The following is a 21,789-nucleotide window of genomic DNA, read 5'->3' on the forward strand; positions in this document are numbered from 1 at the left end:
TATGCGTACCAGACCTGCTCTGCTCATTGTGTTGATGGCAATGTGCGTTGGTGTACAGGCGAAACCTAAGGGCGTGACCGTCCAGGATGTAAAACATCTGGCCTTAAAACAGTGCCTGTTGCAGAACTACCGCGATCTTACCCCTGCAGATACCTTTTCTGCCCCCGCTCACGATGCCTCATTTCTGGTAGAAAGTTATGCGCTGGGCAATGCAGGCCTTTGGGATGCGTTCCAGGCATTTGTTACCAGAGAGACCAAAGATTTCGATAAGCTGACCCTTTCGCTGAAAGATGAAAGTGGAAAAGCGAACAATGTGCTGGCGCAATGCATGACGTTTTATGAGTCGAAGGCGCTGGATAAATACGTGCGTGAGACGGTCATGAAATAAAGGCGCTGGGGAGCAGATCAGAAACAGAGGCGTGTTCCCCAGTGAGCAGGTTGTGGCGCCTGGCCTACGTAGACTGGCTAGCCATCATCTTAATATTATGATTAAGCCAGAGAGACTGCGGCCAGGCCGTTAACTGCGCTTTAGCGTACTCAAGCGGGCTTAACTTTGTTTTCTCCAGACCCACCACCACGGCGCGCTCAGGCGGCAAACTGAAATCAATGCCCGCATCTGACAGTAGTGCCAGCATCGCTTCACCGCTCTCTTTCACCGCGGCCTGATGATAGACACCTTTTTCCAGGCCTTTGAGTTCAGGATACATCACGGTCAGGCTGGCACCGCGTTGCAGCAATAGCGATACGGCTTCCACAGAATTTTTCAGTATTCCCCAACATAACGCGGAATGAATGCCCGTCTGATTGATGCCATTGGAGAGCAGGAAATCAAGCGCGTCGGTATTGTTGTTGCAGGCAGCGATATTCAGTAAATCATACTTATCCCGCGAGGTTTGATTGATATCGCACCCCTGGCTCAACAGGTAATGAGCGAAATCACGATCCCATGAATAGCAAATAAGCTGGTTGAGCGCATGTCGGCTCTGACAGCCTTTTTTATTGATGTCTGACCCCTTCTCAATGAGGTACCTGGCCATGGCTAATTTGCCTTCGGCAATACAGGTTAACATCGCGTTATTACCTAAAAAGTTACCCGCTTCGATATCTGCGCCTGCGGCTAAGAGAAGTTCGACCGCCTCCCTGTTTTCATGTAAGGAAGCCGCATGAAGTGGCGTGCCGTCTTGTTGAGTGCGCTTATTAAGCTGGGCGGGTGAGGCATTGCTAACCCTTTCTTTAATCAAAGGTAAATCATTAATGACGCAGGCATAGAGTAACGACTTATCAGCTTTCATTTTACTGGCCCTGTAAAAAAGTACGCATCCATTGGATCTGTCCGTTTCCGCGTCGTCACCGTCAGCAATGACTAAACGGCGGCCAGGACGACCGCTTTACACCGCCGGGTTTCTGAAACAGACAAGGCACGATGAATCGTGCCTTGTTTTCCTGACCTTTACATTTTAGCCCGCAAGAAAGAAGCGGAACGCCGGATTATGGGTCTCATCGTGGCAGTCATAACCCAGTTCATTGAGCCGGGTTTCGAAATCCGGCTCATGCTCACCCAGTTCGAAGGCTGCCAGTACGCGACCATAATCGGTGCCGTGGCTACGATAGTGGAACAACGAGATATTCCAGTGCGTACCGAGCGTATGCAGGAATTTCAGCAGCGCGCCCGGTGACTCCGGGAACTCAAAGCTGAATAACCGTTCTTTAAGCGGTTTTGACGGGCGCCCACCGACCATATAGCGAACATGCAGCTTCGCCATTTCGTCGTCAGACAGATCCACCACGCTGTAGCCGCCGTCGTTCAGGAGCTGCAGGATCTCTTTGCGCTCTTCCAGCCCCCGACTTAAGCGTACCCCAACAAAAATGCAGGCTTCTTTGGCATCTGCAAAGCGGTAGTTGAACTCGGTAACTGAACGCCCACCCAGTAGCTGACAGAATTTCAGGAAGCTGCCTTGTTCTTCAGGGATCGTCACCGCTAACAGCGCTTCGCGTTGTTCACCCAGCTCACAACGTTCGGAAACGTAACGCAGCCCGTGGAAATTCACATTCGCACCGGACAGGACATGTGCCAGACGTTCGCCACGGATCTTATGCTGAGCGACATACTTTTTCATTCCTGCCAGCGCCAGTGCGCCAGAGGGTTCAGCCACCGCACGCACGTCTTCGAACAGGTCTTTCATGGCTGCGCAAATAGCGTCGCTGTCGACGGTGATGATGTCGTCGATATACTCCTGACACAGACGGAAAGTTTCATCGCCAATGCGCTTAACCGCCACACCTTCAGCAAACAGGCCAACCCGCGGAAGATCCACCGGATGACCGGCATCCAGCGCCGCCTTCAGGCAGGCAGAATCTTCAGCCTCAACGGCAATCACTTTGATTTGCGGCATCAACTGTTTGATAAGCACGGCAACGCCCGCCGCCAGACCACCGCCGCCAACCGGCACAAACACGCGGTCAATGTGGGCATCCTGCTGGAGAAGTTCCAGCGCCAGCGTCCCCTGCCCGGCAATCACCATCGGATGGTCAAACGGTGGCACCCAGGTAAAACCCTGTTGTGCAGAAAGCTCAAGCGCTTTGGCTTTGGCCTCATCGAAGTTGGCACCATGCAGCAGCACTTCACCGCCGAAACCGCGTACCGCATCGACTTTGATATCTGCCGTCGCAGTTGGCATCACAATCAGGGCTTTCACCCCAAGACGGGCGGAGGAATAGGCCACGCCCTGCGCATGGTTACCTGCCGATGCCGTGATGACACCCCGTGCTTTCTGCTCAGCCGTTAAACCCGCCATCATGGCGTAAGCGCCACGCAGTTTAAAGCTGTGCACGGGCTGCCTGTCTTCACGCTTGACCAGAATGACGTTGTCGAGGCGAGAAGAGAGTTTTTCCATCTTCTGTAGCGGCGTGACCTGCACGGCTTCGTATACCGGAGCGCGTAACACGGCACGCAGATACTCCGCCCCCTCAGGGGCGGCGGATAGGGGTTGCGACTCAGCCATCATTAGCCCCCGAGTTTAGATTTATCGCGTACAGCGCCTTTGTCTGCACTGGTGGCGAGGCTGGCGTAAGCACGCAGCGCGAAGGAGACCTGGCGCTCACGCGATTTCGGTGTCCAGGCTTCGGCGCCGCGGGCATCCTGAGCTTCACGACGTGCCGCAATTTCGGCATCGCTCAGTTGCAGTTGAATGCCACGGTTCGGGATATCAATCGCGATCATGTCACCATCTTCGATGATGGCAATGTTGCCGCCGCTCGCCGCTTCCGGAGAGACGTGGCCAATAGAGAGGCCCGATGTGCCGCCAGAGAAACGCCCATCAGTCACCAGCGCACAGGCTTTGCCAAGGCCCATCGATTTCAGGAAGGTGGTCGGATAGAGCATCTCCTGCATCCCCGGCCCGCCTTTCGGCCCTTCGTAGCGAATCACAACCACATCACCAGCGACCACTTTGCCGCCGAGGATCGCTTCCACCGCGTCATCCTGGCTTTCGTACACTTTTGCCGGGCCGGTGAATTTCAGGATGCTGTCATCCACACCCGCGGTTTTAACGATACAGCCATTCTCGGCGAAGTTACCGTACAGCACGGCCAGGCCGCCGTCTTTGCTGTAGGCATGCTCCAGAGAGCGAATACACCCTTCCGCACGGTCATCATCCAGTGAATCCCAGCGGCAATCCTGCGAAAACGCCTGCGTTGTGCGGATACCCGCAGGTCCGGCGCGGAACATTTTTTTCACCGCTTCGTCCTGGGTCAGCATCACATCATATTGCTCAAGCGACTGCGGCAGCGTCAGACCCAATACGTTTTTGACTTCGCGGTTCAGCAGACCGGCGCGATCCAGTTCACCAAGAATGCCTAATACGCCACCTGCACGGTGCACATCTTCCATGTGATATTTCTGCGTACTCGGCGCGACTTTACACAGCTGCGGTACTTTGCGGGACAGCTTATCGATATCACTCATGGTGAAGTCGATTTCAGCTTCCTGGGCGGCAGCCAGCAGGTGCAGAACGGTGTTAGTGGAACCGCCCATGGCGATATCCAGCGTCATGGCGTTTTCGAATGCGGATTTGTTAGCGATATTACGTGGCAGCGCGCTGGCATCATCCTGCTCGTAATAACGTTTCGTCAGTTCAACGATGCGTTTGCCCGCATTCAAAAACAGCTGCTTACGATCGGCATGCGTGGCCAGCAGTGAGCCGTTACCCGGCTGAGAAAGGCCCAGTGCTTCGGTCAGACAGTTCATGGAGTTTGCAGTGAACATACCAGAGCAGGAACCGCAGGTCGGGCAGGCGGAACGCTCAATCTGATCGCTCTGATCGTCAGACACTTTCGGGTCAGCGCCCTGAATCATCGCATCGACGAGATCCAGCTTGATGATTTTGTCAGAAAGCTTGGTTTTACCCGCCTCCATTGGGCCACCGGAAACAAAGATCACCGGAATGTTCAGGCGCAGAGAGGCCATCAACATTCCCGGGGTGATTTTGTCGCAGTTAGAGATACAGACCATCGCATCTGCGCAGTGGGCGTTGACCATGTATTCAACGGAATCGGCGATCAGCTCGCGCGATGGCAGCGAATAAAGCATGCCCCCGTGGCCCATGGCAATCCCATCATCCACAGCGATGGTATTGAACTCTTTCGCCACGCCGCCGGAGGCTTCGATCTGCTCAGCAACCAGCTTACCGAGATCGCGCAGGTGCACGTGCCCTGGCACGAACTGGGTAAACGAGTTTACGACAGCAATGATCGGTTTGCCGAAATCAGCGTCTGTCATTCCGGTGGCGCGCCACAGCGCGCGGGCACCCGCCATATTACGGCCATGGGTGGTGGTGGCGGAACGGTACTTAGGCATGCTCTGTTTACTCCCGTCTGTCTTTCCCCGGCAACGTCGATTATTGGGGGAAATATGAATTTTTTATTGGTTTACTGAATCCAACCAGCCCCATTTATCTTCGGTTTCACCGGTAAAGAGGCCAAAGAATGCTTGCTGAATACGTTTGGTGACCGGGCCACAACGACCCTCGCCCACCTGAATACCATCGACGCTACGAACCGGCGTAATTTCTGCCGCCGTGCCGGACATGAACACTTCATCAGCCAGATACAGAGATTCGCGGGAGAGCGTCTGCTCACGGACTTCCAGGCCCAGATCCTGCGCCAGTTTGATAATCGCATCACGGGTAATACCCGGCAGGGCGGAAGAGGTAAATGGCGGTGTGAACAGCACGCCATCTTTCACTTCGAACAGGTTTTCACCGGCCCCTTCTGAAATATAGCCATTCACATCCAGCGCAATACCCTCCTGATAACCGTGGCGGCGAGCTTCACTACCCACCAGCAGAGAGGAGAGATAGTTACCACCCGCTTTTGCCGCAGTCGGGATGGTGTTCGGCGCGACGCGGTTCCAGGAAGAAACCATCGCATCAATCCCCTGATCCAGCGCTTCTGCACCGAGGTACGCCCCCCACGGGAAAGCGGCGATGATCACATCGGTGGTGTATCCTTCCGGCGGATTCACGCCCATACCCACATCACCGACAAACACCAGCGGACGAATATAGGCGCTGGTCAGGTTGTTTTTGCGGATCACCTGGCGGCAGGCTTCCATTAATTCATCCACGCTCTGAGAAACCGGGAAACGATAGATTTTTGCGGAATCACGCAGACGCTGCATATGTTCACGATGACGGAACACCACGGGTCCTTTGTGCGAGTCGTAGCAACGAATGCCTTCAAACACCGAGGTACCGTAGTGCAGCGCATGAGACATGACGTGGACCTTCGCTTCTCCCCACGGAACCATCTCGCCATTGAACCAAATGTAATCAGCTTTCTTCGTCATTTTCATTCCTTTGCGCTCAAGCGCGAATCTGTTGTGATGATGTTGTGCATTGCTGGATATCAACCCGGGCGACGTCGATCAGTTTACTTAGCTGGCTAAACAGTAATTCGACGGGGCGAGGACTGGCAACGGTCAATTCAATATTTATATTCTGAGCGTCGGTGGTGGTTTCCATGTTCATCGCACAAACCTGAAAGCCACGATGGCGCACTACACGTAAGACACGTTCTAACGTTTCCGGGTTCAAACGAGCCTGCACGGCGACCTGATGTTGCATCATGATAATTTCTCCAGCATTTCTGCATTACTGGCACCGGGCGGTACCAACGGCCAGACATTCTCAAGCTCGTCGATTGAGACATGAAGCAGGTAAGGCCCCTCGCAGGACAACATGGTGTCGAGTGCCGCTTCAACCTGGTCTTTACGGGTGATGTGCTGACCGGGAATGCCGAAGGCGCTGGCCAGAACGAGGAAATCGGGGTTATCGGTCAGGGTGGTTTCGCTGTAACGCTCATTGAAAAATAACTGCTGCCACTGACGAACCATGCCTAAGCGCTGATTGTCCAGTAACACGATTTTCAGCGGTAACTGCTTGCGTTTAACGGTGCCGAGCTCCTGTACATTCATCATGAAGGAGCCGTCACCGGAGATACAGATAACCGTATCATCCGGGCGTGCCACCTGCGCGCCTACAGCAGCTGGCAGGCCGAAGCCCATCGTGCCTAAGCCACTGGATGTGATGAAATTCTCCGGGCGCGTGTAGGTCATGTGCTGCGCTGACCACATCTGGTGCTGGCCCACATCGGTAGTCACCACGCTGTCGGCAGGCTTACGATCTGACAATTGTTTTAACAACAGGGGGGCATAAATTGCGTCACCCGGATGGTCATAACGCCACGCAAACTCGGTACGCATATCGGCATTAAACTGGCGCCATTCATTGATGGCTAACGTCTGCTGCAATGCAGGCAAGAGCGCATTGAGGTCGCCCTGCAAGCTGACATGCGCCTGACGCAGTTTGTTCATTTCCGCCGGGTCGATATCCATATGGATAACTTTTGCATGCGGGGCAAAGGTGTTCAGCTTGCCGGTCACGCGATCGTCAAAGCGTGCGCCAACGGCAATCAGCAGATCACATTCCTGTACCGCCAGGTTTGCTGCTTTGGTGCCATGCATCCCCAGCATGCCCAGATACCAGGGGTAGTACTCTTCAACGGCACCGAGACCTTTCAGCGTACAGGTCACTGGCATTTGGGTGACAGCCAGAAATTCACGCAATGCAGGAACCGCCTGCGCCATCCCAACGCCGCCACCGACATACAGCATCGGTTTTTTGGCCTGGGCCAGCATCTCGCTCGCCTGTGCTACGTCTTCATGCGGAAAAGAGAACTCATCTTCAACCGTAGAGAAATAAGGCTCTAAATCGCCGGAAGCTAACTGAATATCTTTAGGAATATCAACCAGCACGGGACCAGGGCGGCCTGAGTTTGCCACCTGGAAAGCTTGCGCCATAACACGCGGCAGCTCTTCCAGCGACTGCACCAGAAAACTATGTTTGGTACAGGCCAGCGACAAACCAAGAACGTCCACTTCCTGAAACGCATCGGTACCTATGAACGGGGCAGAAACCTGGCCGGTGATGGCAACAACAGGAACGGAATCCAGCAGCGCATCAGCAAGGCCGGTGATCAAGTTAGTCGCGCCAGGCCCAGAAGTCGCAATGCAGACTCCCGTTTTACCGGTTGAACGCGCATAGCCAATGGCTGCCATGGCTGCGCCCTGTTCATGTCGACACAACAAGTGCTCTACGCCTCCATCATATAACGCATCGTACACAGGCATGATGGCGCCACCCGGATACCCGAAGACGGTATCGACCTGTTGTGCCCGCAACGCATGTACCACCCACTGCGCCCCATTCATAGTTAGTTCCCCGCCGTAAATCGAGAGAAACAGAATTTTGTGCTAATAATCATTCTCTGCTCCTCGCTTATGTTTTCAGGTCATAAAAAAACCCCCGGACCTTTCGGTGCGGGGGTCTTAGTTCGTTAAGGCTTGATTTTTAAGCCTTTCCTCGTCCAAGTGCAGCCCCGCACGGTGGGATAATAATCACCACCACGCTAATCACGACCAGGCTAATCACTCGTAGAAGGGCTGTCATTTTCGTTAATTTCGGTCTTCAGTTCGAAGGAATACCTAAAGAGTTATCACAGATATGAGACGTGACACAAGAAAAATTTATGACGCACTTTAACCAAATACAAATTATCTCTATGAAACACGTTGTTTTACATAAAGAAAATTAAAAATGAATTTTCTTCATTCTTTTATGCCCATGACGGCCACCGCGTGGAACGCCATTAAATGCGAAGAGGCTTCAAGAGTATTGAAAATGTTGATGCAACTGTAAATCAACCTGGAAGGCGTTTCGCATACTCACTATTTCATCCCTCTTATCCCTTCACGAGCGGTGCATAATTTTGTTTTACAAGGAGGGGTCATGGCGCTATCGGTTATCTACACGCGAGCAGCATTAGGGGTCTCTGCGCCGCTCATTACTGTTGAAGTTCACATCAGCAACGGCCTTCCGGGTTTGACCATGGTCGGTCTACCAGAAACCACCGTTAAAGAAGCACGCGATCGCGTACGTAGCGCAATCATCAATAGCGGCTACGAATTTCCGGCTAAAAAAATCACCATTAATCTCGCACCGGCAGATTTGCCGAAGGAGGGTGGGCGATACGATTTACCTATCGCTATCGCGCTTCTCGCCGCCTCTGAGCAGCTCAATGCGCATCATCTGGCCCAGTTTGAGTTTGTGGGTGAACTGGCCCTTACAGGCGCGTTACGGGGCGTTCCCGGTGCGATATCAAGCACTGTCGAAGCAATTAAAGCGGGCAGACGTATCATCGTGGCGCAAGAAAACGAGGCGGAAGTGAGCCTTGCAGAAACAGAGGATTGCCTCGTTGCCCGCCATTTACAGGAAGTGTGTGCTTTTCTTGAGGGCAAACATACATTGCAGCCACCTTCGTTTGCCCTGCAGCCAGTGCTGGAAAGTACGCAGGATGATTTAAGTGATGTGATTGGTCAGGAACAGGGCAAACGTGCGCTGGAAATCACGGCCGCCGGAGGACACAATCTGCTGTTGATCGGCCCACCCGGCACCGGAAAAACGATGCTGGCCAGCCGCCTGGGACCACTACTCCCCTCTTTAAACAATCAGGAGGCGCTGGAGAGTGCAGCAATTCTTAGTCTGGTGAACTCTGCCAGCATTGCAAAAAAATGGCGTCAAAGACCCTTTCGCGCACCTCACCACAGCGCTTCACTGACGGCAATGGTTGGGGGAGGTTCAATACCCGCGCCAGGTGAAATCTCTCTGGCTCATAATGGTGTACTCTTTCTGGATGAACTACCTGAGTTTGAACGCCGGGTTCTTGACGCCCTGCGCGAACCGATAGAATCAGGCCAAATACACATTTCCCGAACGCGCGCGAAAGTCAGCTACCCCGCACGTTTTCAGCTTATCGCCGCCATGAATCCCAGCCCCACGGGGCACTATCAGGGGAACCACAATCGGTGTACGCCAGAGCAAACGCTACGCTATCTGGGACGGCTTTCAGGGCCTTTTCTTGACCGATTTGATATCTCACTGGAAATCCCATTACTTCCACCTGGCTTGTTAAGTCAGCCACAACACAAGAGTGAGTGCAGCGCGCTTGTCCGTGAACGGGTCACCAGAGCGCAGGCACGTCAGTATCATCGGCAGAATAAGCTCAACGCCCGACTGGAAAACAGTGAGATGAGAACGTGCTGCTCGCTCATGCCGGAGGATGCACATTGGCTGGAGGAAACGTTGATGCAGTTAGGACTTTCAATTCGGGCCTGGCAACGGCTGTTGAAAGTCGCACGCACGATTGCCGATCTTGAAGAGCAGGAAAAAATCCATCGCACACATTTGCAAGAAGCATTGAGCTATCGCGCGATCGACAGGCTACTCATTCACCTGCAAAAAATGATGGGATGAAAAAAGGGGCCTGAGCCCCTTTTTGTTAATCGTCAGATTCCGTGTAGTCTTCGTTACCTTCAACCTGCGGTTTTCCGCCGGAAAGAGTATGAAAACGCTTCGGACGCTTCACACGTGCCATATACTTGCACCAGACACGCTCTGCTTCAGTTTTTGGCTCACTTTCGCCACGGCATACGGAGACAAAATGAGTTTCTTCTTCAGTACCTGGCTCACGCTTTCCGAGATCCAACTCATTGAACGCATAACCGTGGCGCTCAAGTAACTGAGCTTCTTTGATGGTGAAATCACCATGACGGGAAAACCCGCGCGGATAATGTTTGTTATCGAAAAAACGATTAGTCGTCGTAAAGCTTTCCGCCATCCTGCACGCTCCTAATTCTTTGGCCGAGCTATTTATGGCGCGGAGTATTAGTTACGCTTGACAGAGTGTAAAACAAAAGATTTAAATCATTACGACAAATAATTTTGCGGAGAAACCTGTGGATACGGAATTGCTGAAAACTTTCCTGGAAGTCAGTCGAACACGTCACTTTGGACGTGCCGCTGAAGCACTTTATTTAACACAATCAGCAGTAAGCTTTCGTATTCGTCAGTTAGAAAATCAACTTGGCGTAAATCTCTTTACCCGGCATCGCAACAACATTCGCCTGACGGCTGCCGGAGAGAAACTGCTGCCCTATGCCGAGACCTTAATGAGCACCTGGCAGGCTGCACGCAAGGATGTGGCTCACACCTCCAGGCACAATCAATTTTCCATTGGGGCCAGCGCTTCTCTTTGGGAATGCATGTTGAATAGTTGGCTGGGAAGGCTGTATCAACTGGAAGAGAATTTGCAGTTTGAAGCACGAATCGCGCAGCGGCAGTCTCTGGTCAAGCAGTTACATGAGCGTCAGCTTGATCTACTGATCACCACCGAAGCGCCGAAAATGGATGAATTTAGTAGTCAATTGTTAGGGCATTTTGCGCTTGGACTTTACTGCTCCGCACCAGACAAGACGAAATCTCAGCTCAATTATCTGCGATTAGAATGGGGCCCTGATTTTCAGCAACACGAAGCCGAGTTGATCGCAGTTGATGATGTTCCTACCCTCACGACCAGTTCGGCGGAAATTGCTCATCAGCAGCTACCTCTGCTCAATGGATGTACCTGGCTTCCCGTTTCATGGGTTCAGCAAAAGAGTGGCCTGCATCCGGTTACAGATAGCACAACGCTTTCTCGTCCTCTTTATGCGATTTGGTTACAAAATAGCGATAAACAGAGCCAAATCCGTGAACTTTTGAAAGTGACTGTTATGGATTGAATGTTTTCGTGTGTGGAAAATGGCGGGGGTGGAGGAATTAGGGGTAAAGAAGGCAAAAAAAAATCCTTAGCATTTGCTAAGGATTTTTAATTTCTGGCAGGGGCGGAGAGACTCGAACTCCCAACACCCGGTTTTGGAGACCGGTGCTCTACCAATTGAACTACGCCCCTAATAGGGTGGCGGAACGGACGGGACTCGAACCCGCGACCCCCTGCGTGACAGGCAGGTATTCTAACCGACTGAACTACCGCTCCACCGAATTTCGTCACACACCGGTTTATTGCCCCGGTTTACTGCTAATTTGATGCCTGGCAGTTCCCTACTCTCGCATGGGGAGACCCCACACTACCATCGGCGCTACGGCGTTTCACTTCTGAGTTCGGCATGGGGTCAGGTGGGACCACCGCGCTAGTGCCGCCAGGCAAATTCTTTGTGCTCTGTCCTGTGGCTTTTGTGCTGATACTGCGTTGGCTGCTCTTGTGAACGTCAGTCACATACCTCAGTATGCTCCTTCCGTCACTGCGTTTGCCGCCTTGTCTCAGCGCAAAATCCTTCGGACTCTGAATCTAAGCTGAAAATCTCTCAAATCACGCCAAAACACCTTCGGCGTTGTAAGGTTAAGCCTCACGGTTCATTAGTATCGGTTAGCTCAACGTATCGCTACGCTTACACACCCGACCTATCAACGTCGTCGTCTTCAACGTTCCTTCAGGACCCTTAAAGGGTCAGGGAGAACTCATCTCGGGGCAAGTTTCGTGCTTAGATGCTTTCAGCACTTATCTTTTCCGCATTTAGCTACCGGGCAATGCCATTGGCATGACAACCCGAACACCAGTGATGCGTCCACTCCGGTCCTCTCGTACTAGGAGCAGCCCCCCTCAATTCTCCAGCGCCCACGGCAGATAGGGACCGAACTGTCTCACGACGTTCTAAACCCAGCTCGCGTACCACTTTAAACGGCGAACAGCCGTACCCTTGGGACCTACTTCAGCCCCAGGATGTGATGAGCCGACATCGAGGTGCCAAACACCGCCGTCGATATGAACTCTTGGGCGGTATCAGCCTGTTATCCCCGGAGTACCTTTTATCCGTTGAGCGATGGCCCTTCCATTCAGAACCACCGGATCACTATGACCTGCTTTCGCACCTGCTCGAGCCGTCACTCTCGCAGTCAAGCTAGCTTATGCCATTGCACTAACCTCCTGATGTCCGACCAGGATTAGCTAACCTTCGTGCTCCTCCGTTACACTTTAGGAGGAGACCGCCCCAGTCAAACTACCCACCAGACACTGTCCGCAACCCGGATCACGGGTCTACGTTAGAACATCAAACATTAAAGGGTGGTATTTCAAGGTTGGCTCCACGCAGACTGGCGTCCACGCTTCAAAGCCTCCCACCTATCCTACACATCAAGGCTCAATGTTCAGTGTCAAGCTATAGTAAAGGTTCACGGGGTCTTTCCGTCTTGCCGCGGGTACACTGCATCTTCACAGCGAGTTCAATTTCACTGAGTCTCGGGTGGAGACAGCCTGGCCATCATTACGCCATTCGTGCAGGTCGGAACTTACCCGACAAGGAATTTCGCTACCTTAGGACCGTTATAGTTACGGCCGCCGTTTACCGGGGCTTCGATCAAGAGCTTCTCCTTACGGATAACCCCATCAATTAACCTTCCGGCACCGGGCAGGCGTCACACCGTATACGTCCACTTTCGTGTTTGCACAGTGCTGTGTTTTTAATAAACAGTTGCAGCCAGCTGGTATCTTCGACTGAGTTCAGCTCCACGAGCAAGTCGCTTCACCTACCATCAGCGTGCCTTCTCCCGAAGTTACGGCACCATTTTGCCTAGTTCCTTCACCCGAGTTCTCTCAAGCGCCTTGGTATTCTCTACCTGACCACCTGTGTCGGTTTGGGGTACGATTTTGTGTTACCTGATGCTTAGAGGCTTTTCCTGGAAGCAGGGCATTTGTTACTTCAGCACCGTAGTGCCTCGTCATCACACCTCAGCGTTAAAAAGGTACCGGATTTACCTGGAACCTCCGCCTACATGCTTAAACCGGGACAACCGTCGCCCGGCTAACATAGCCTTCTCCGTCCCCCCTTCGCAGTAACACCAAGTACAGGAATATTAACCTGTTTCCCATCGACTACGCCTTTCGGCCTCGCCTTAGGGGTCGACTCACCCTGCCCCGATTAACGTTGGACAGGAACCCTTGGTCTTCCGGCGAGCGGGCTTTTCACCCGCTTTATCGTTACTTATGTCAGCATTCGCACTTCTGATACCTCCAGCAACCCTCACAGGTCACCTTCAACGGCTTACAGAACGCTCCCCTACCCAACAACGCATAAGCGTCGCTGCCGCAGCTTCGGTGCATGGTTTAGCCCCGTTACATCTTCCGCGCAGGCCGACTCGACCAGTGAGCTATTACGCTTTCTTTAAATGATGGCTGCTTCTAAGCCAACATCCTGGCTGTCTGTGCCTTCCCACATCGTTTCCCACTTAACCATGACTTTGGGACCTTAGCTGGCGGTCTGGGTTGTTTCCCTCTTCACGACGGACGTTAGCACCCGCCGTGTGTCTCCCGTGATAACATTCTTCGGTATTCGTAGTTTGCATCGGGTTGGTAAGTCGGGATGACCCCCTAGCCGAAACAGTGCTCTACCCCCGAAGATGAATTCACGAGGCGCTACCTAAATAGCTTTCGGGGAGAACCAGCTATCTCCCGGTTTGATTGGCCTTTCACCCCCAGCCACAGGTCATCCGCTAATTTTTCAACATTAGTCGGTTCGGTCCTCCAGTTAGTGTTACCCAACCTTCAACCTGCCCATGGCTAGATCACCGGGTTTCGGGTCTATACCCTGCAACTTAACGCCCAGTTAAGACTCGGTTTCCCTGCGGCTCCCCTATACGGTTAACCTTGCTACAGAATATAAGTCGCTGACCCATTATACAAAAGGTACGCAGTCACACCACGAAGGTGCTCCCACTGCTTGTACGTACACGGTTTCAGGTTCTTTTTCACTCCCCTCGCCGGGGTTCTTTTCGCCTTTCCCTCACGGTACTGGTTCACTATCGGTCAGTCAGGAGTATTTAGCCTTGGAGGATGGTCCCCCCATATTCAGACAGGATACCACGTGTCCCGCCCTACTCTTCGAGTTCACAACATATGCACTTTCATGTACGGGACTTTCACCCTGTATCGTGCGACTTTCCAGACGCTTCCATTAACACACATGCTGATTCAGACTCTGGGCTCCTCCCCGTTCGCTCGCCGCTACTGGGGGAATCTCGGTTGATTTCTTTTCCTCGGGGTACTTAGATGTTTCAGTTCCCCCGGTTCGCCTCATGCCACTATGTATTCATGACATGATAGTGTGTCGAAACACACTGGGTTTCCCCATTCGGGTATCGCCGGGTCAAAGGTTCATATCACCTCGCCGACGCTTATCGCAGATTAGCACGCCCTTCATCGCCTCTGACTGCCAGGGCATCCACCGTGTACGCTTAGTCGCTTAACCTCACAACCCGAAGATGTTTCGTAAAACACCGTTCAGTGTCGTGAAAATTTGAGAGACTCGAACACACCGTCATTCTGTTCTTATTACGGAGAACAGACACGATGTGTCGTTTCAATTTTCAGCTTGATCCAGATTTTTAAAGAGCAAAACTTCGCAGTGAACCTTTTCAGGTACACTCTGAAGTTTTCTTATCATGTGCAGTAAAGGATGGTGGAGCTATGCGGGATCGAACCGCAGACCTCCTGCGTGCAAGGCAGGCGCTCTCCCAGCTGAGCTATAACCCCATCGTAATACTGAATCTCTGTTTACCGGAATTTTTCCTGAGGCAAGGCGTGTAACGGCGAAGCATACTGAGGTATGCGAGCTGTTTCACAACGCAGCATTCAGGGAAAATTTGGTAGGCCTGAGTGGACTTGAACCACCGACCTCACCCTTATCAGGGGTGCGCTCTAACCACCTGAGCTACAAGCCTGCAGAGATTGCTTTACTGCTAATTTTCATCAGACAATCTGTGTGAGCACTACAAAGGCAGGTTCTTTAAGGTAAGGAGGTGATCCAACCGCAGGTTCCCCTACGGTTACCTTGTTACGACTTCACCCCAGTCATGAATCACAAAGTGGTAAGCGCCCTCCCGAAGGTTAAGCTACCTACTTCTTTTGCAACCCACTCCCATGGTGTGACGGGCGGTGTGTACAAGGCCCGGGAACGTATTCACCGTGGCATTCTGATCCACGATTACTAGCGATTCCGACTTCACGGAGTCGAGTTGCAGACTCCGATCCGGACTACGACATACTTTATGAGGTCCGCTTGCTCTCGCGAGGTCGCTTCTCTTTGTATATGCCATTGTAGCACGTGTGTAGCCCTACTCGTAAGGGCCATGATGACTTGACGTCATCCCCACCTTCCTCCAGTTTATCACTGGCAGTCTCCTTTGAGTTCCCGGCCGGACCGCTGGCAACAAAGGATAAGGGTTGCGCTCGTTGCGGGACTTAACCCAACATTTCACAACACGAGCTGACGACAGCCATGCAGCACCTGTCTCAGAGTTCCCGAAGGCACCAAAGCATCTCTGCTAAGTTCTCTGGATGTCAAGAGTAGGTAAGGTTCTTCGCGTTGCATCGAATTAAACCACATGCTCCACCGCTTGTGCGGGCCCCCGTCAATTCATTTGAGTTTTAACCTTGCGGCCGTACTCCCCAGGCGGTCGACTTAACGCGTTAGCTCCGGAAGCCACTCCTCAAGGGAACAACCTCCAAGTCGACATCGTTTACAGCGTGGACTACCAGGGTATCTAATCCTGTTTGCTCCCCACGCTTTCGCACCTGAGCGTCAGTCTTTGTCCAGGGGGCCGCCTTCGCCACCGGTATTCCTCCAGATCTCTACGCATTTCACCGCTACACCTGGAATTCTACCCCCCTCTACAAGACTCAAGCCTGCCAGTTTCGAATGCAGTTCCCAGGTTGAGCCCGGGGATTTCACATCCGACTTGACAGACCGCCTGCGTGCGCTTTACGCCCAGTAATTCCGATTAACGCTTGCACCCTCCGTATTACCGCGGCTGCTGGCACGGAGTTAGCCGGTGCTTCTTCTGCGGGTAACGTCAATCGACACGGTTATTAACCGTATCGCCTTCCTCCCCGCTGAAAGTACTTTACAACCCGAAGGCCTTCTTCATACACGCGGCATGGCTGCATCAGGCTTGCGCCCATTGTGCAATATTCCCCACTGCTGCCTCCCGTAGGAGTCTGGACCGTGTCTCAGTTCCAGTGTGGCTGGTCATCCTCTCAGACCAGCTAGGGATCGTCGCCTAGGTGAGCCGTTACCCCACCTACTAGCTAATCCCATCTGGGCACATCTGATGGCAAGAGGCCCGAAGGTCCCCCTCTTTGGTCTTGCGACGTTATGCGGTATTAGCTACCGTTTCCAGTAGTTATCCCCCTCCATCAGGCAGTTTCCCAGACATTACTCACCCGTCCGCCACTCGTCACCCGAGAGCAAGCTCTCTGTGCTACCGTTCGACTTGCATGTGTTAGGCCTGCCGCCAGCGTTCAATCTGAGCCATGATCAAACTCTTCAATTTAAGTTTGATGCTCGTAGAATTAAACTTCGTAATGAATTACGTGTTCACTCTTTGAGACTTGGTATTCATTTATTGTCCGGAGACATTAAGAATCCATGTCACTTTGAGTGCCCACACAGATTGTCTGATAAATTGTTAAAGAGCAGTGCAACGCGGCTTTCGCTCACCGTTGCGAGGTCCCGTATATTACGTTTTCCTCATTCAGAGTCAAGCGTTTATTTTCGCTTTTCTCTGCCGGAATTCTCAGGAGAATCCCGCTGACCCGGCGGCTTGCAAGCCGTTGTTCCGTGTCAGTGGAGGCGCATTATAGGGAGTTATTCCGGGCTGACAAGGGCTAAATTAAAAAAACTTTTCAACCGTCTCTTTTTTGTGCAAAACGCCATTAAACTGCCAGTTTTTCAAGCGTTCCGAACCCATACCGCTGTAATACGGGTAATAAAAGTACAGTTTCGGGCGTCACTTCCATGCAATACGCTAAATTATCATCTGCTGATTTTGCATCGGGTGCCTCATTCTCCAGCAGCCAGGCAGTACGGCGCGCAATAGCCGCCCCGGAATCAATGAGACGCGTGCCTTCCGGCAACACCTGCACTAACTCATCATGTAATAGAGGGAAGTGAGTACAGCCGAGAACCACGGTATCTGGCGGCTCTGCCATACGCAGCCACGGACGGAGAATTTTTTTTACTTCATCAAGCGGGACCGGCTTGCCGTGTAACTTCGCTTCCGCGAGCTCAACCATCTCAGCAGAACCCAGCATTTCGATTTTGCACTCGTTGGCAAAACGGGAAATCAGCTCATGAGTATAAGGCCGTTTCACCGTCGCCCGTGTTGCCAGTAATCCCACCACGCCGTTGGCGGTTAAACGTGCCGCCGGCTTGATTGCCGGCACAACACCGACCACGGGGAAGGCGAATTTTTCGCGTAATGCTGGAAGAGAAACGGTACTGGCGGTGTTACAGGCGATAATGGCGAGAGAAAGTGGGTATTGAGCCTGAACGGCGGTGACGATTTCCACCACACGCTCAACAATAAACGCTTCGCTCTTTTCTCCATAAGGAAAGGCAACGTTATCGAAGGCGTAGATGTAATGCAGATCCGGCAGGAGATGCCGGATCTCATCATAAACCGATAACCCACCGACGCCGGAGTCAAACACCAGCACGGTGGGCCGTAGTTTAGAAGGTGTAGCTGCCAGACAAGGTGTATTCTCGTCCTGCAGTTTGGTAGCCATAAGCTGTCTCGTAGTCTTTATCGAACAGGTTAGCTATTTTACCACGAACTGTCAGGTGAGAGGTCACTGGATATGACGCAGAAAAATCGACGGTACTGTAGCTTGGCAGCACGCGCTGCTCAGGATTGTATGTCGATGTTCTGTTGTCATAGCGCTTACCGAAATATTCCCAGGCGAGATTCATGTCCACATCGAAGACCGCCCAGTCAAGCTGATACTTGGCCTGGCGCTTCGCACGACGCGGCAGCACTTCGTTCGTTTCATCATCACGCGGGTCAATATATTGCAGCGTAACGCGGTGCGAGAAGATGCCCGTATCCACACTGCCCGTCCACTCTACGCCCTTAATGGTTGCCGAGTTGATGTTGTAATACGCCGTGTCGCTGTAGGTAATGAGATTATCAATCTCATAGCGATAAGCAGACAGGCGCCAGTCGAGCGGTCCGGTCAGCCCTTCAACACCCGCTTCCCATTGCTTAGACTCTTCCGGCTTCAGATCCGGGTTGGAAGCAATATTAAAACGCTTCGCGCCAAACTGTTGACCGAGAGACGGTGCCAGGAATCCTGTGCCGTAGGAAACGGTCAGACGGTAATCTTTAACGAACTCCCAACCGGCAGCCGTCTGCCAGGTGCCGTGCCAGCCGAACTCCTCGTCTTTGTCCTCACGGCCAGAGGCCTCCAGCGTGACGTCGCCGAACTGCTGCAGGCCAGACAAGTAGAGCCCGGTGTTATCACGGTCGTAGGCTTCACGGGAGGTTTTATTAGAAGACACCAGACGCTCCTGCTTCCAGTCTGCGCCCGCGCTCACCGAACCATGACCGACTGCAACATTATTCGCCCACTGAATATAACGCTGCTCCATGTCATCCAGCGTGGTGCCGTCTTCATAACGACCATAGATGCTGCTGTAGTTATAGTCTTTGCTTTTCTGGTAGCTCGCCACCAGCTGGGACGAGTAGATCCCCTGGTTAAAGCTCAGCCCGGTATCCCAGCCCTGACTATACAACTGACGTTCATCTGCACTGTACTCCGGCAGAAATGGCGGGCTCCCCAGGTCATAGTCCACATTATTGCTGAAGCTGTACCCGCGGAAGAAACCGTCAATGTTCTCGTTGAACTTATGCTGCAGGCTTCCCCAGAAGGTTTTATTGCGATAACCGTCACGGTCGGCATCATGATCCCATGACGAGTCAGGCTGAACGTTAAACCCACGTGTACTGGTGTAAGAACCTGCAGCAGTGGCGACAGTGTCGCCAAAACGTTGGCGGACCGTGCCATCCAACGTCTGGTAGCCTTTCGAACCGACACTGGCGTTAATCTGCGATTGCTCGCTACCGGTCTGGGTGATGACGTTAACCACACCGCCGATTGCGCCGGAACCGTAAACGGTCGAGCGTGGGCCACGGATGTATTCAACGCGTTGTACTAAAGAGAGGGGAATTTGGTTGAGCTCAGGATCGTTAGAAATACCCGAGCGCGCGACCGGCACGCCATCAATCAGCAGCAGAAGGTGTTTCGCTTCTGTGCCACGCACATAAACGGAAGCGGTCTGACCCAGGCCGCCGTTTTGCGCAATATCAACGCCAGGAAGTCGGCGAAGCACATCCACTAACGAACGGGACTGCCAGCGATCGATATCTTCACGGGTAACGACTTCCGTGGGTGCCAGTACCGTTTTAGCAGGCTGTTGAAAACGATTTGCTGTCACTACCAGAGTGTCTGGGTTGCTGTCCTGCGCCCAGCCAGAAAATGCCGTGACGGAGAGAGCCGTCAGCAGCGAAGCTTTTTTAATCATTGTGTGAGCATCCACATAATAAGAAGGATGCCGCAGGTACCCTCAGTAGCTCGCGACGATGGCACCAAATGCGACGTAACTCCGGTAGGTCTTCGGGCTTGGGGGTACTACAAGATGATGACTTCCCACTTTATATCTACCCGTCATACTTCAAGTTGCATGTGCGTTGGCTTTTCTCGCTCATCCCAGTCACTTACTTCAGTAAGCTCCTGGGGACTCGCTGCGTTGCCGCCTGCCTGCAACTCGAATTATTTAGGGTATAAGCAGTGTCTGCTTTCGCTATCATCCCACCCTTCCTTACCGCTGCGCGTCAGCCCCAGATTCACACTGGATTCCCTTTTAACTCACAGGACCGGAACAGGGATGCTACATTCAGAAACATATAGATGTCCAGACTGCTATGAGACGAATCGAAAAAACATCTGAAGCTGGACATCCCCTGAGCAATCCCTACAATCCCCGCGTTATTCTTAATCATTCAGGAAATACGATGACACCCGAACACCTGCCAACAGAACAGTACGAAGCGCAACTGGCCGAGAAAGTCGTGCGTCTGCAGTCGATGATGACGCCCTTCTCCGCGCCCGTACCGGAGGTGTTCCGCTCGCCGGTCAGTCACTATCGTATGCGCGCCGAGTTCCGCATCTGGCATGATGGCGACGACCTCTACCACATTATTTTCGATCAGCAGACCAAAAGCCGCATCCGCGTCGACAGCTTTCCGGCCGCGAGCGAGCTGATTAATCAGTTGATGAACGTGCTGATGGAGAACCTGCGCGAGAACAAAACGCTTCGCCACAAGCTCTTCCAGATTGATTACCTGACCACCATGAGTAATCAGGCGATTGTTTCCTTGCTCTACCATAAAAAACTGGATGATGAATGGCGTGAAGAGGCGAGCCGCCTGCGTGATGCGCTGCGTGCGCAAAACCTGAATGTGCATCTGATTGGCCGTGCCACCAAAACCAAAATCGAGCTGGACCAGGACTTTATTGACGAGCGTCTGCCTGTCGGCGGCAAAGAGATGATTTACCGTCAGGTGGAAAACAGCTTCACACAGCCCAATGCGGCCATGAACGTGCAGATGCTGGAGTGGGCGCTGGGTGCAACAAAAGGGTCAACAGGGGATCTTCTGGAGCTCTACTGCGGTAATGGCAACTTCTCGCTGGCACTCGCCCGTAACTTCGACCGCGTTCTGGCGACAGAAATTGCCAAGCCGTCGGTCGCCGCCGCGCAATACAACATTGCGGCAAACCATATCGATAATGTACAGATTATCCGTATGTCGGCAGAAGAGTTCACTCAGGCCATGAACGGTGTTCGTGAATTTAACCGCTTGCAGGGCATTGATTTGCAGAGCTACCAGTGTGAGACGATTTTCGTCGATCCGCCACGCAGTGGACTGGACAGCGAAACCGAGAAGATGGTGCAGGCTTATCCCCGGATTTTATATATTTCCTGCAACCCGGAAACGTTGTGTAAGAATCTTGAAACGCTAAGCCAGACGCACAACATTGAACGTCTGGCCCTGTTCGATCAGTTCCCCTATACGCACCATATGGAGTGCGGGGTTCTGTTAACAGCGAAGTAATACTGGTTGCCGGATGGCGGCATAAATGCCTTATCCGGCCTATAGCCCCTGATTGCGGTTACGCATGCGGAAACCGATCCAGAACACCAGAATCACCGACAGCACCGCCGGGAAGAAGTTGGAGCCAATGTCCGGATATTCCGCACGAACCACGGTACTGTAAAGCAGCACGCCGAGAATAAAACAGGCGGCGGCAAGGCCGGGCAAGCCCACCGGCATGGTGCGATTTTGATAACGCTGATGCAGACAGTAAACCGTCAGCACCAGTGAAATAATAGGGAATACGGAGAAAGGCACGATGGAGCTGAAAATCGCTGCAAAGGTGCCATTAATCGATAAGCCAGCGATCAACGCCAGCAGCAACGTACCTTTATCTTGACCTGTCTGTTTCATT

General features: G+C 52.7%; 16 protein-coding genes, 4 tRNA genes, 3 rRNA genes and 1 riboswitch. Of the genes, 4 read left to right on the forward strand and 19 right to left on the reverse strand.

The genetic code is table 11. The features are described 5' to 3' along the window. Position 1: 1 nt before the first annotated feature. Complete coding sequence (locus ACUY4Q_RS23270) at positions 2–388, forward strand: hypothetical protein (RefSeq protein WP_458044982.1); 387 nt, start codon at positions 2–4, stop codon at positions 386–388. Positions 389–452: 64 nt separating this feature from the next. Here ACUY4Q_RS23270 and ACUY4Q_RS23275 read toward each other — a convergent pair whose 3' ends face one another. The 8 genes from ACUY4Q_RS23275 to ilvL form a co-directional block, all read right to left on the reverse strand. Beyond that, on the reverse strand, positions 453–1,292 hold the full coding sequence (locus tag ACUY4Q_RS23275) for an ankyrin repeat domain-containing protein (protein WP_458044983.1): 840 nt from the start codon (positions 1,290–1,292) through the stop codon (positions 453–455). A 165-nt stretch (positions 1,293–1,457) separates the two neighbouring features. Next, complete coding sequence (gene ilvA / locus ACUY4Q_RS23280; protein WP_458047429.1) at positions 1,458–3,002, reverse strand: threonine ammonia-lyase, biosynthetic; 1,545 nt, start codon at positions 3,000–3,002, stop codon at positions 1,458–1,460. 2 nt (positions 3,003–3,004) lie between these two features. Next, positions 3,005–4,855, reverse strand: coding sequence for a dihydroxy-acid dehydratase (ilvD, locus tag ACUY4Q_RS23285; protein WP_458044984.1), 1,851 nt, complete (start codon positions 4,853–4,855; stop codon positions 3,005–3,007). 63 nt (positions 4,856–4,918) lie between these two features. Continuing rightward, positions 4,919–5,845 (reverse strand): branched-chain amino acid transaminase, encoded by a 927-nt coding sequence (locus ACUY4Q_RS23290; protein ID WP_437433026.1) that lies wholly within the window; start codon positions 5,843–5,845, stop codon positions 4,919–4,921. Positions 5,846–5,861: 16 nt separating this feature from the next. Beyond that, positions 5,862–6,125 (reverse strand): acetolactate synthase 2 small subunit, encoded by a 264-nt coding sequence (ilvM, locus tag ACUY4Q_RS23295; protein ID WP_458044985.1) that lies wholly within the window; start codon positions 6,123–6,125, stop codon positions 5,862–5,864. Next, the gene (gene ilvG, locus ACUY4Q_RS23300; RefSeq protein WP_458044986.1) at positions 6,122–7,768 is read right to left on the reverse strand and encodes an acetolactate synthase 2 catalytic subunit; all 1,647 of its coding nucleotides are present in this window, start codon (positions 7,766–7,768) and stop codon (positions 6,122–6,124) included. The genes ilvM and ilvG overlap by 4 nt, the downstream gene beginning before the upstream one ends. Positions 7,769–7,770: 2 nt before the next feature. Then, positions 7,771–7,821 (reverse strand): peptide IlvX, encoded by a 51-nt coding sequence (ilvX, locus tag ACUY4Q_RS23305; RefSeq protein ID WP_458047430.1) that lies wholly within the window; start codon positions 7,819–7,821, stop codon positions 7,771–7,773. Positions 7,822–7,907: 86 nt separating this feature from the next. Further along, on the reverse strand, positions 7,908–8,006 hold the full coding sequence (gene ilvL / locus ACUY4Q_RS23310) for an ilv operon leader peptide (protein WP_001311244.1): 99 nt from the start codon (positions 8,004–8,006) through the stop codon (positions 7,908–7,910). Positions 8,007–8,345: 339 nt separating this feature from the next. On the opposite strand from ilvL, the gene ACUY4Q_RS23315 reads away from it, so the two are divergent. Continuing rightward, the gene (locus ACUY4Q_RS23315) at positions 8,346–9,869 is read left to right on the forward strand and encodes a YifB family Mg chelatase-like AAA ATPase (protein WP_458044987.1); all 1,524 of its coding nucleotides are present in this window, start codon (positions 8,346–8,348) and stop codon (positions 9,867–9,869) included. Between the two features lie 25 nt (positions 9,870–9,894). Here ACUY4Q_RS23315 and ACUY4Q_RS23320 read toward each other — a convergent pair whose 3' ends face one another. Beyond that, on the reverse strand, positions 9,895–10,233 hold the full coding sequence (locus ACUY4Q_RS23320; protein ID WP_458044988.1) for a MaoP family protein: 339 nt from the start codon (positions 10,231–10,233) through the stop codon (positions 9,895–9,897). A gap of 118 nt (positions 10,234–10,351) precedes the next feature. On the opposite strand from ACUY4Q_RS23320, the gene hdfR reads away from it, so the two are divergent. Continuing rightward, positions 10,352–11,173: an HTH-type transcriptional regulator HdfR gene (hdfR, locus tag ACUY4Q_RS23325; RefSeq protein WP_458044989.1), complete on the forward strand. Its 822-nt coding sequence runs from the start codon at positions 10,352–10,354 to the stop codon at positions 11,171–11,173. A gap of 94 nt (positions 11,174–11,267) precedes the next feature. On the opposite strand, the gene ACUY4Q_RS23330 is transcribed toward hdfR, so the two are convergent. The 9 genes from ACUY4Q_RS23330 to btuB form a co-directional block, all read right to left on the reverse strand. Then, a tRNA-Trp gene (locus ACUY4Q_RS23330) sits at positions 11,268–11,343 on the reverse strand. A 7-nt stretch (positions 11,344–11,350) separates the two neighbouring features. Next, positions 11,351–11,427: transfer RNA gene (locus ACUY4Q_RS23335), tRNA-Asp, on the reverse strand. A gap of 52 nt (positions 11,428–11,479) precedes the next feature. Beyond that, a 5S ribosomal RNA gene (gene rrf, locus ACUY4Q_RS23340) occupies positions 11,480–11,595 on the reverse strand. 191 nt (positions 11,596–11,786) lie between these two features. Continuing rightward, positions 11,787–14,692, reverse strand: a 23S ribosomal RNA gene (locus ACUY4Q_RS23345). Between the two features lie 208 nt (positions 14,693–14,900). Next, positions 14,901–14,976: transfer RNA gene (locus tag ACUY4Q_RS23350), tRNA-Ala, on the reverse strand. A gap of 111 nt (positions 14,977–15,087) precedes the next feature. Continuing rightward, a tRNA-Ile gene (locus tag ACUY4Q_RS23355) sits at positions 15,088–15,164 on the reverse strand. A gap of 71 nt (positions 15,165–15,235) precedes the next feature. Then, positions 15,236–16,775 (reverse strand): 16S ribosomal RNA (locus ACUY4Q_RS23360). Together the 16S, 23S and 5S rRNA genes with 4 tRNA genes alongside form the textbook arrangement of a ribosomal RNA operon. 382 nt (positions 16,776–17,157) lie before the next feature. After that, the gene (murI, locus tag ACUY4Q_RS23365; RefSeq protein WP_458044990.1) at positions 17,158–18,009 is read right to left on the reverse strand and encodes a glutamate racemase; all 852 of its coding nucleotides are present in this window, start codon (positions 18,007–18,009) and stop codon (positions 17,158–17,160) included. Next, positions 17,954–19,804 (reverse strand): TonB-dependent vitamin B12 receptor BtuB, encoded by a 1,851-nt coding sequence (gene btuB / locus ACUY4Q_RS23370; protein ID WP_458044991.1) that lies wholly within the window; start codon positions 19,802–19,804, stop codon positions 17,954–17,956. Before btuB ends, murI begins: the two co-directional genes overlap by 56 nt. A 66-nt stretch (positions 19,805–19,870) precedes the next feature. Further along, a riboswitch (cobalamin riboswitch) is annotated at positions 19,871–20,176 on the reverse strand. 118 nt (positions 20,177–20,294) lie between these two features. On the opposite strand from btuB, the gene trmA reads away from it, so the two are divergent. Next, on the forward strand, positions 20,295–21,395 hold the full coding sequence (gene trmA / locus ACUY4Q_RS23375) for a tRNA (uridine(54)-C5)-methyltransferase TrmA (protein WP_458044992.1): 1,101 nt from the start codon (positions 20,295–20,297) through the stop codon (positions 21,393–21,395). Positions 21,396–21,434: 39 nt separating this feature from the next. Here the strand turns inward: trmA and ACUY4Q_RS23380 are convergent, their stop codons facing one another. Beyond that, entirely contained in the window at positions 21,435–21,788 is a 354-nt protein-coding gene (locus tag ACUY4Q_RS23380) for a YijD family membrane protein (RefSeq protein ID WP_458044993.1), read from the reverse strand. Position 21,789: the final 1 nt, after the last annotated feature.

The sequence above is a fragment of the Phytobacter cepae genome (genome assembly GCF_054165735.1).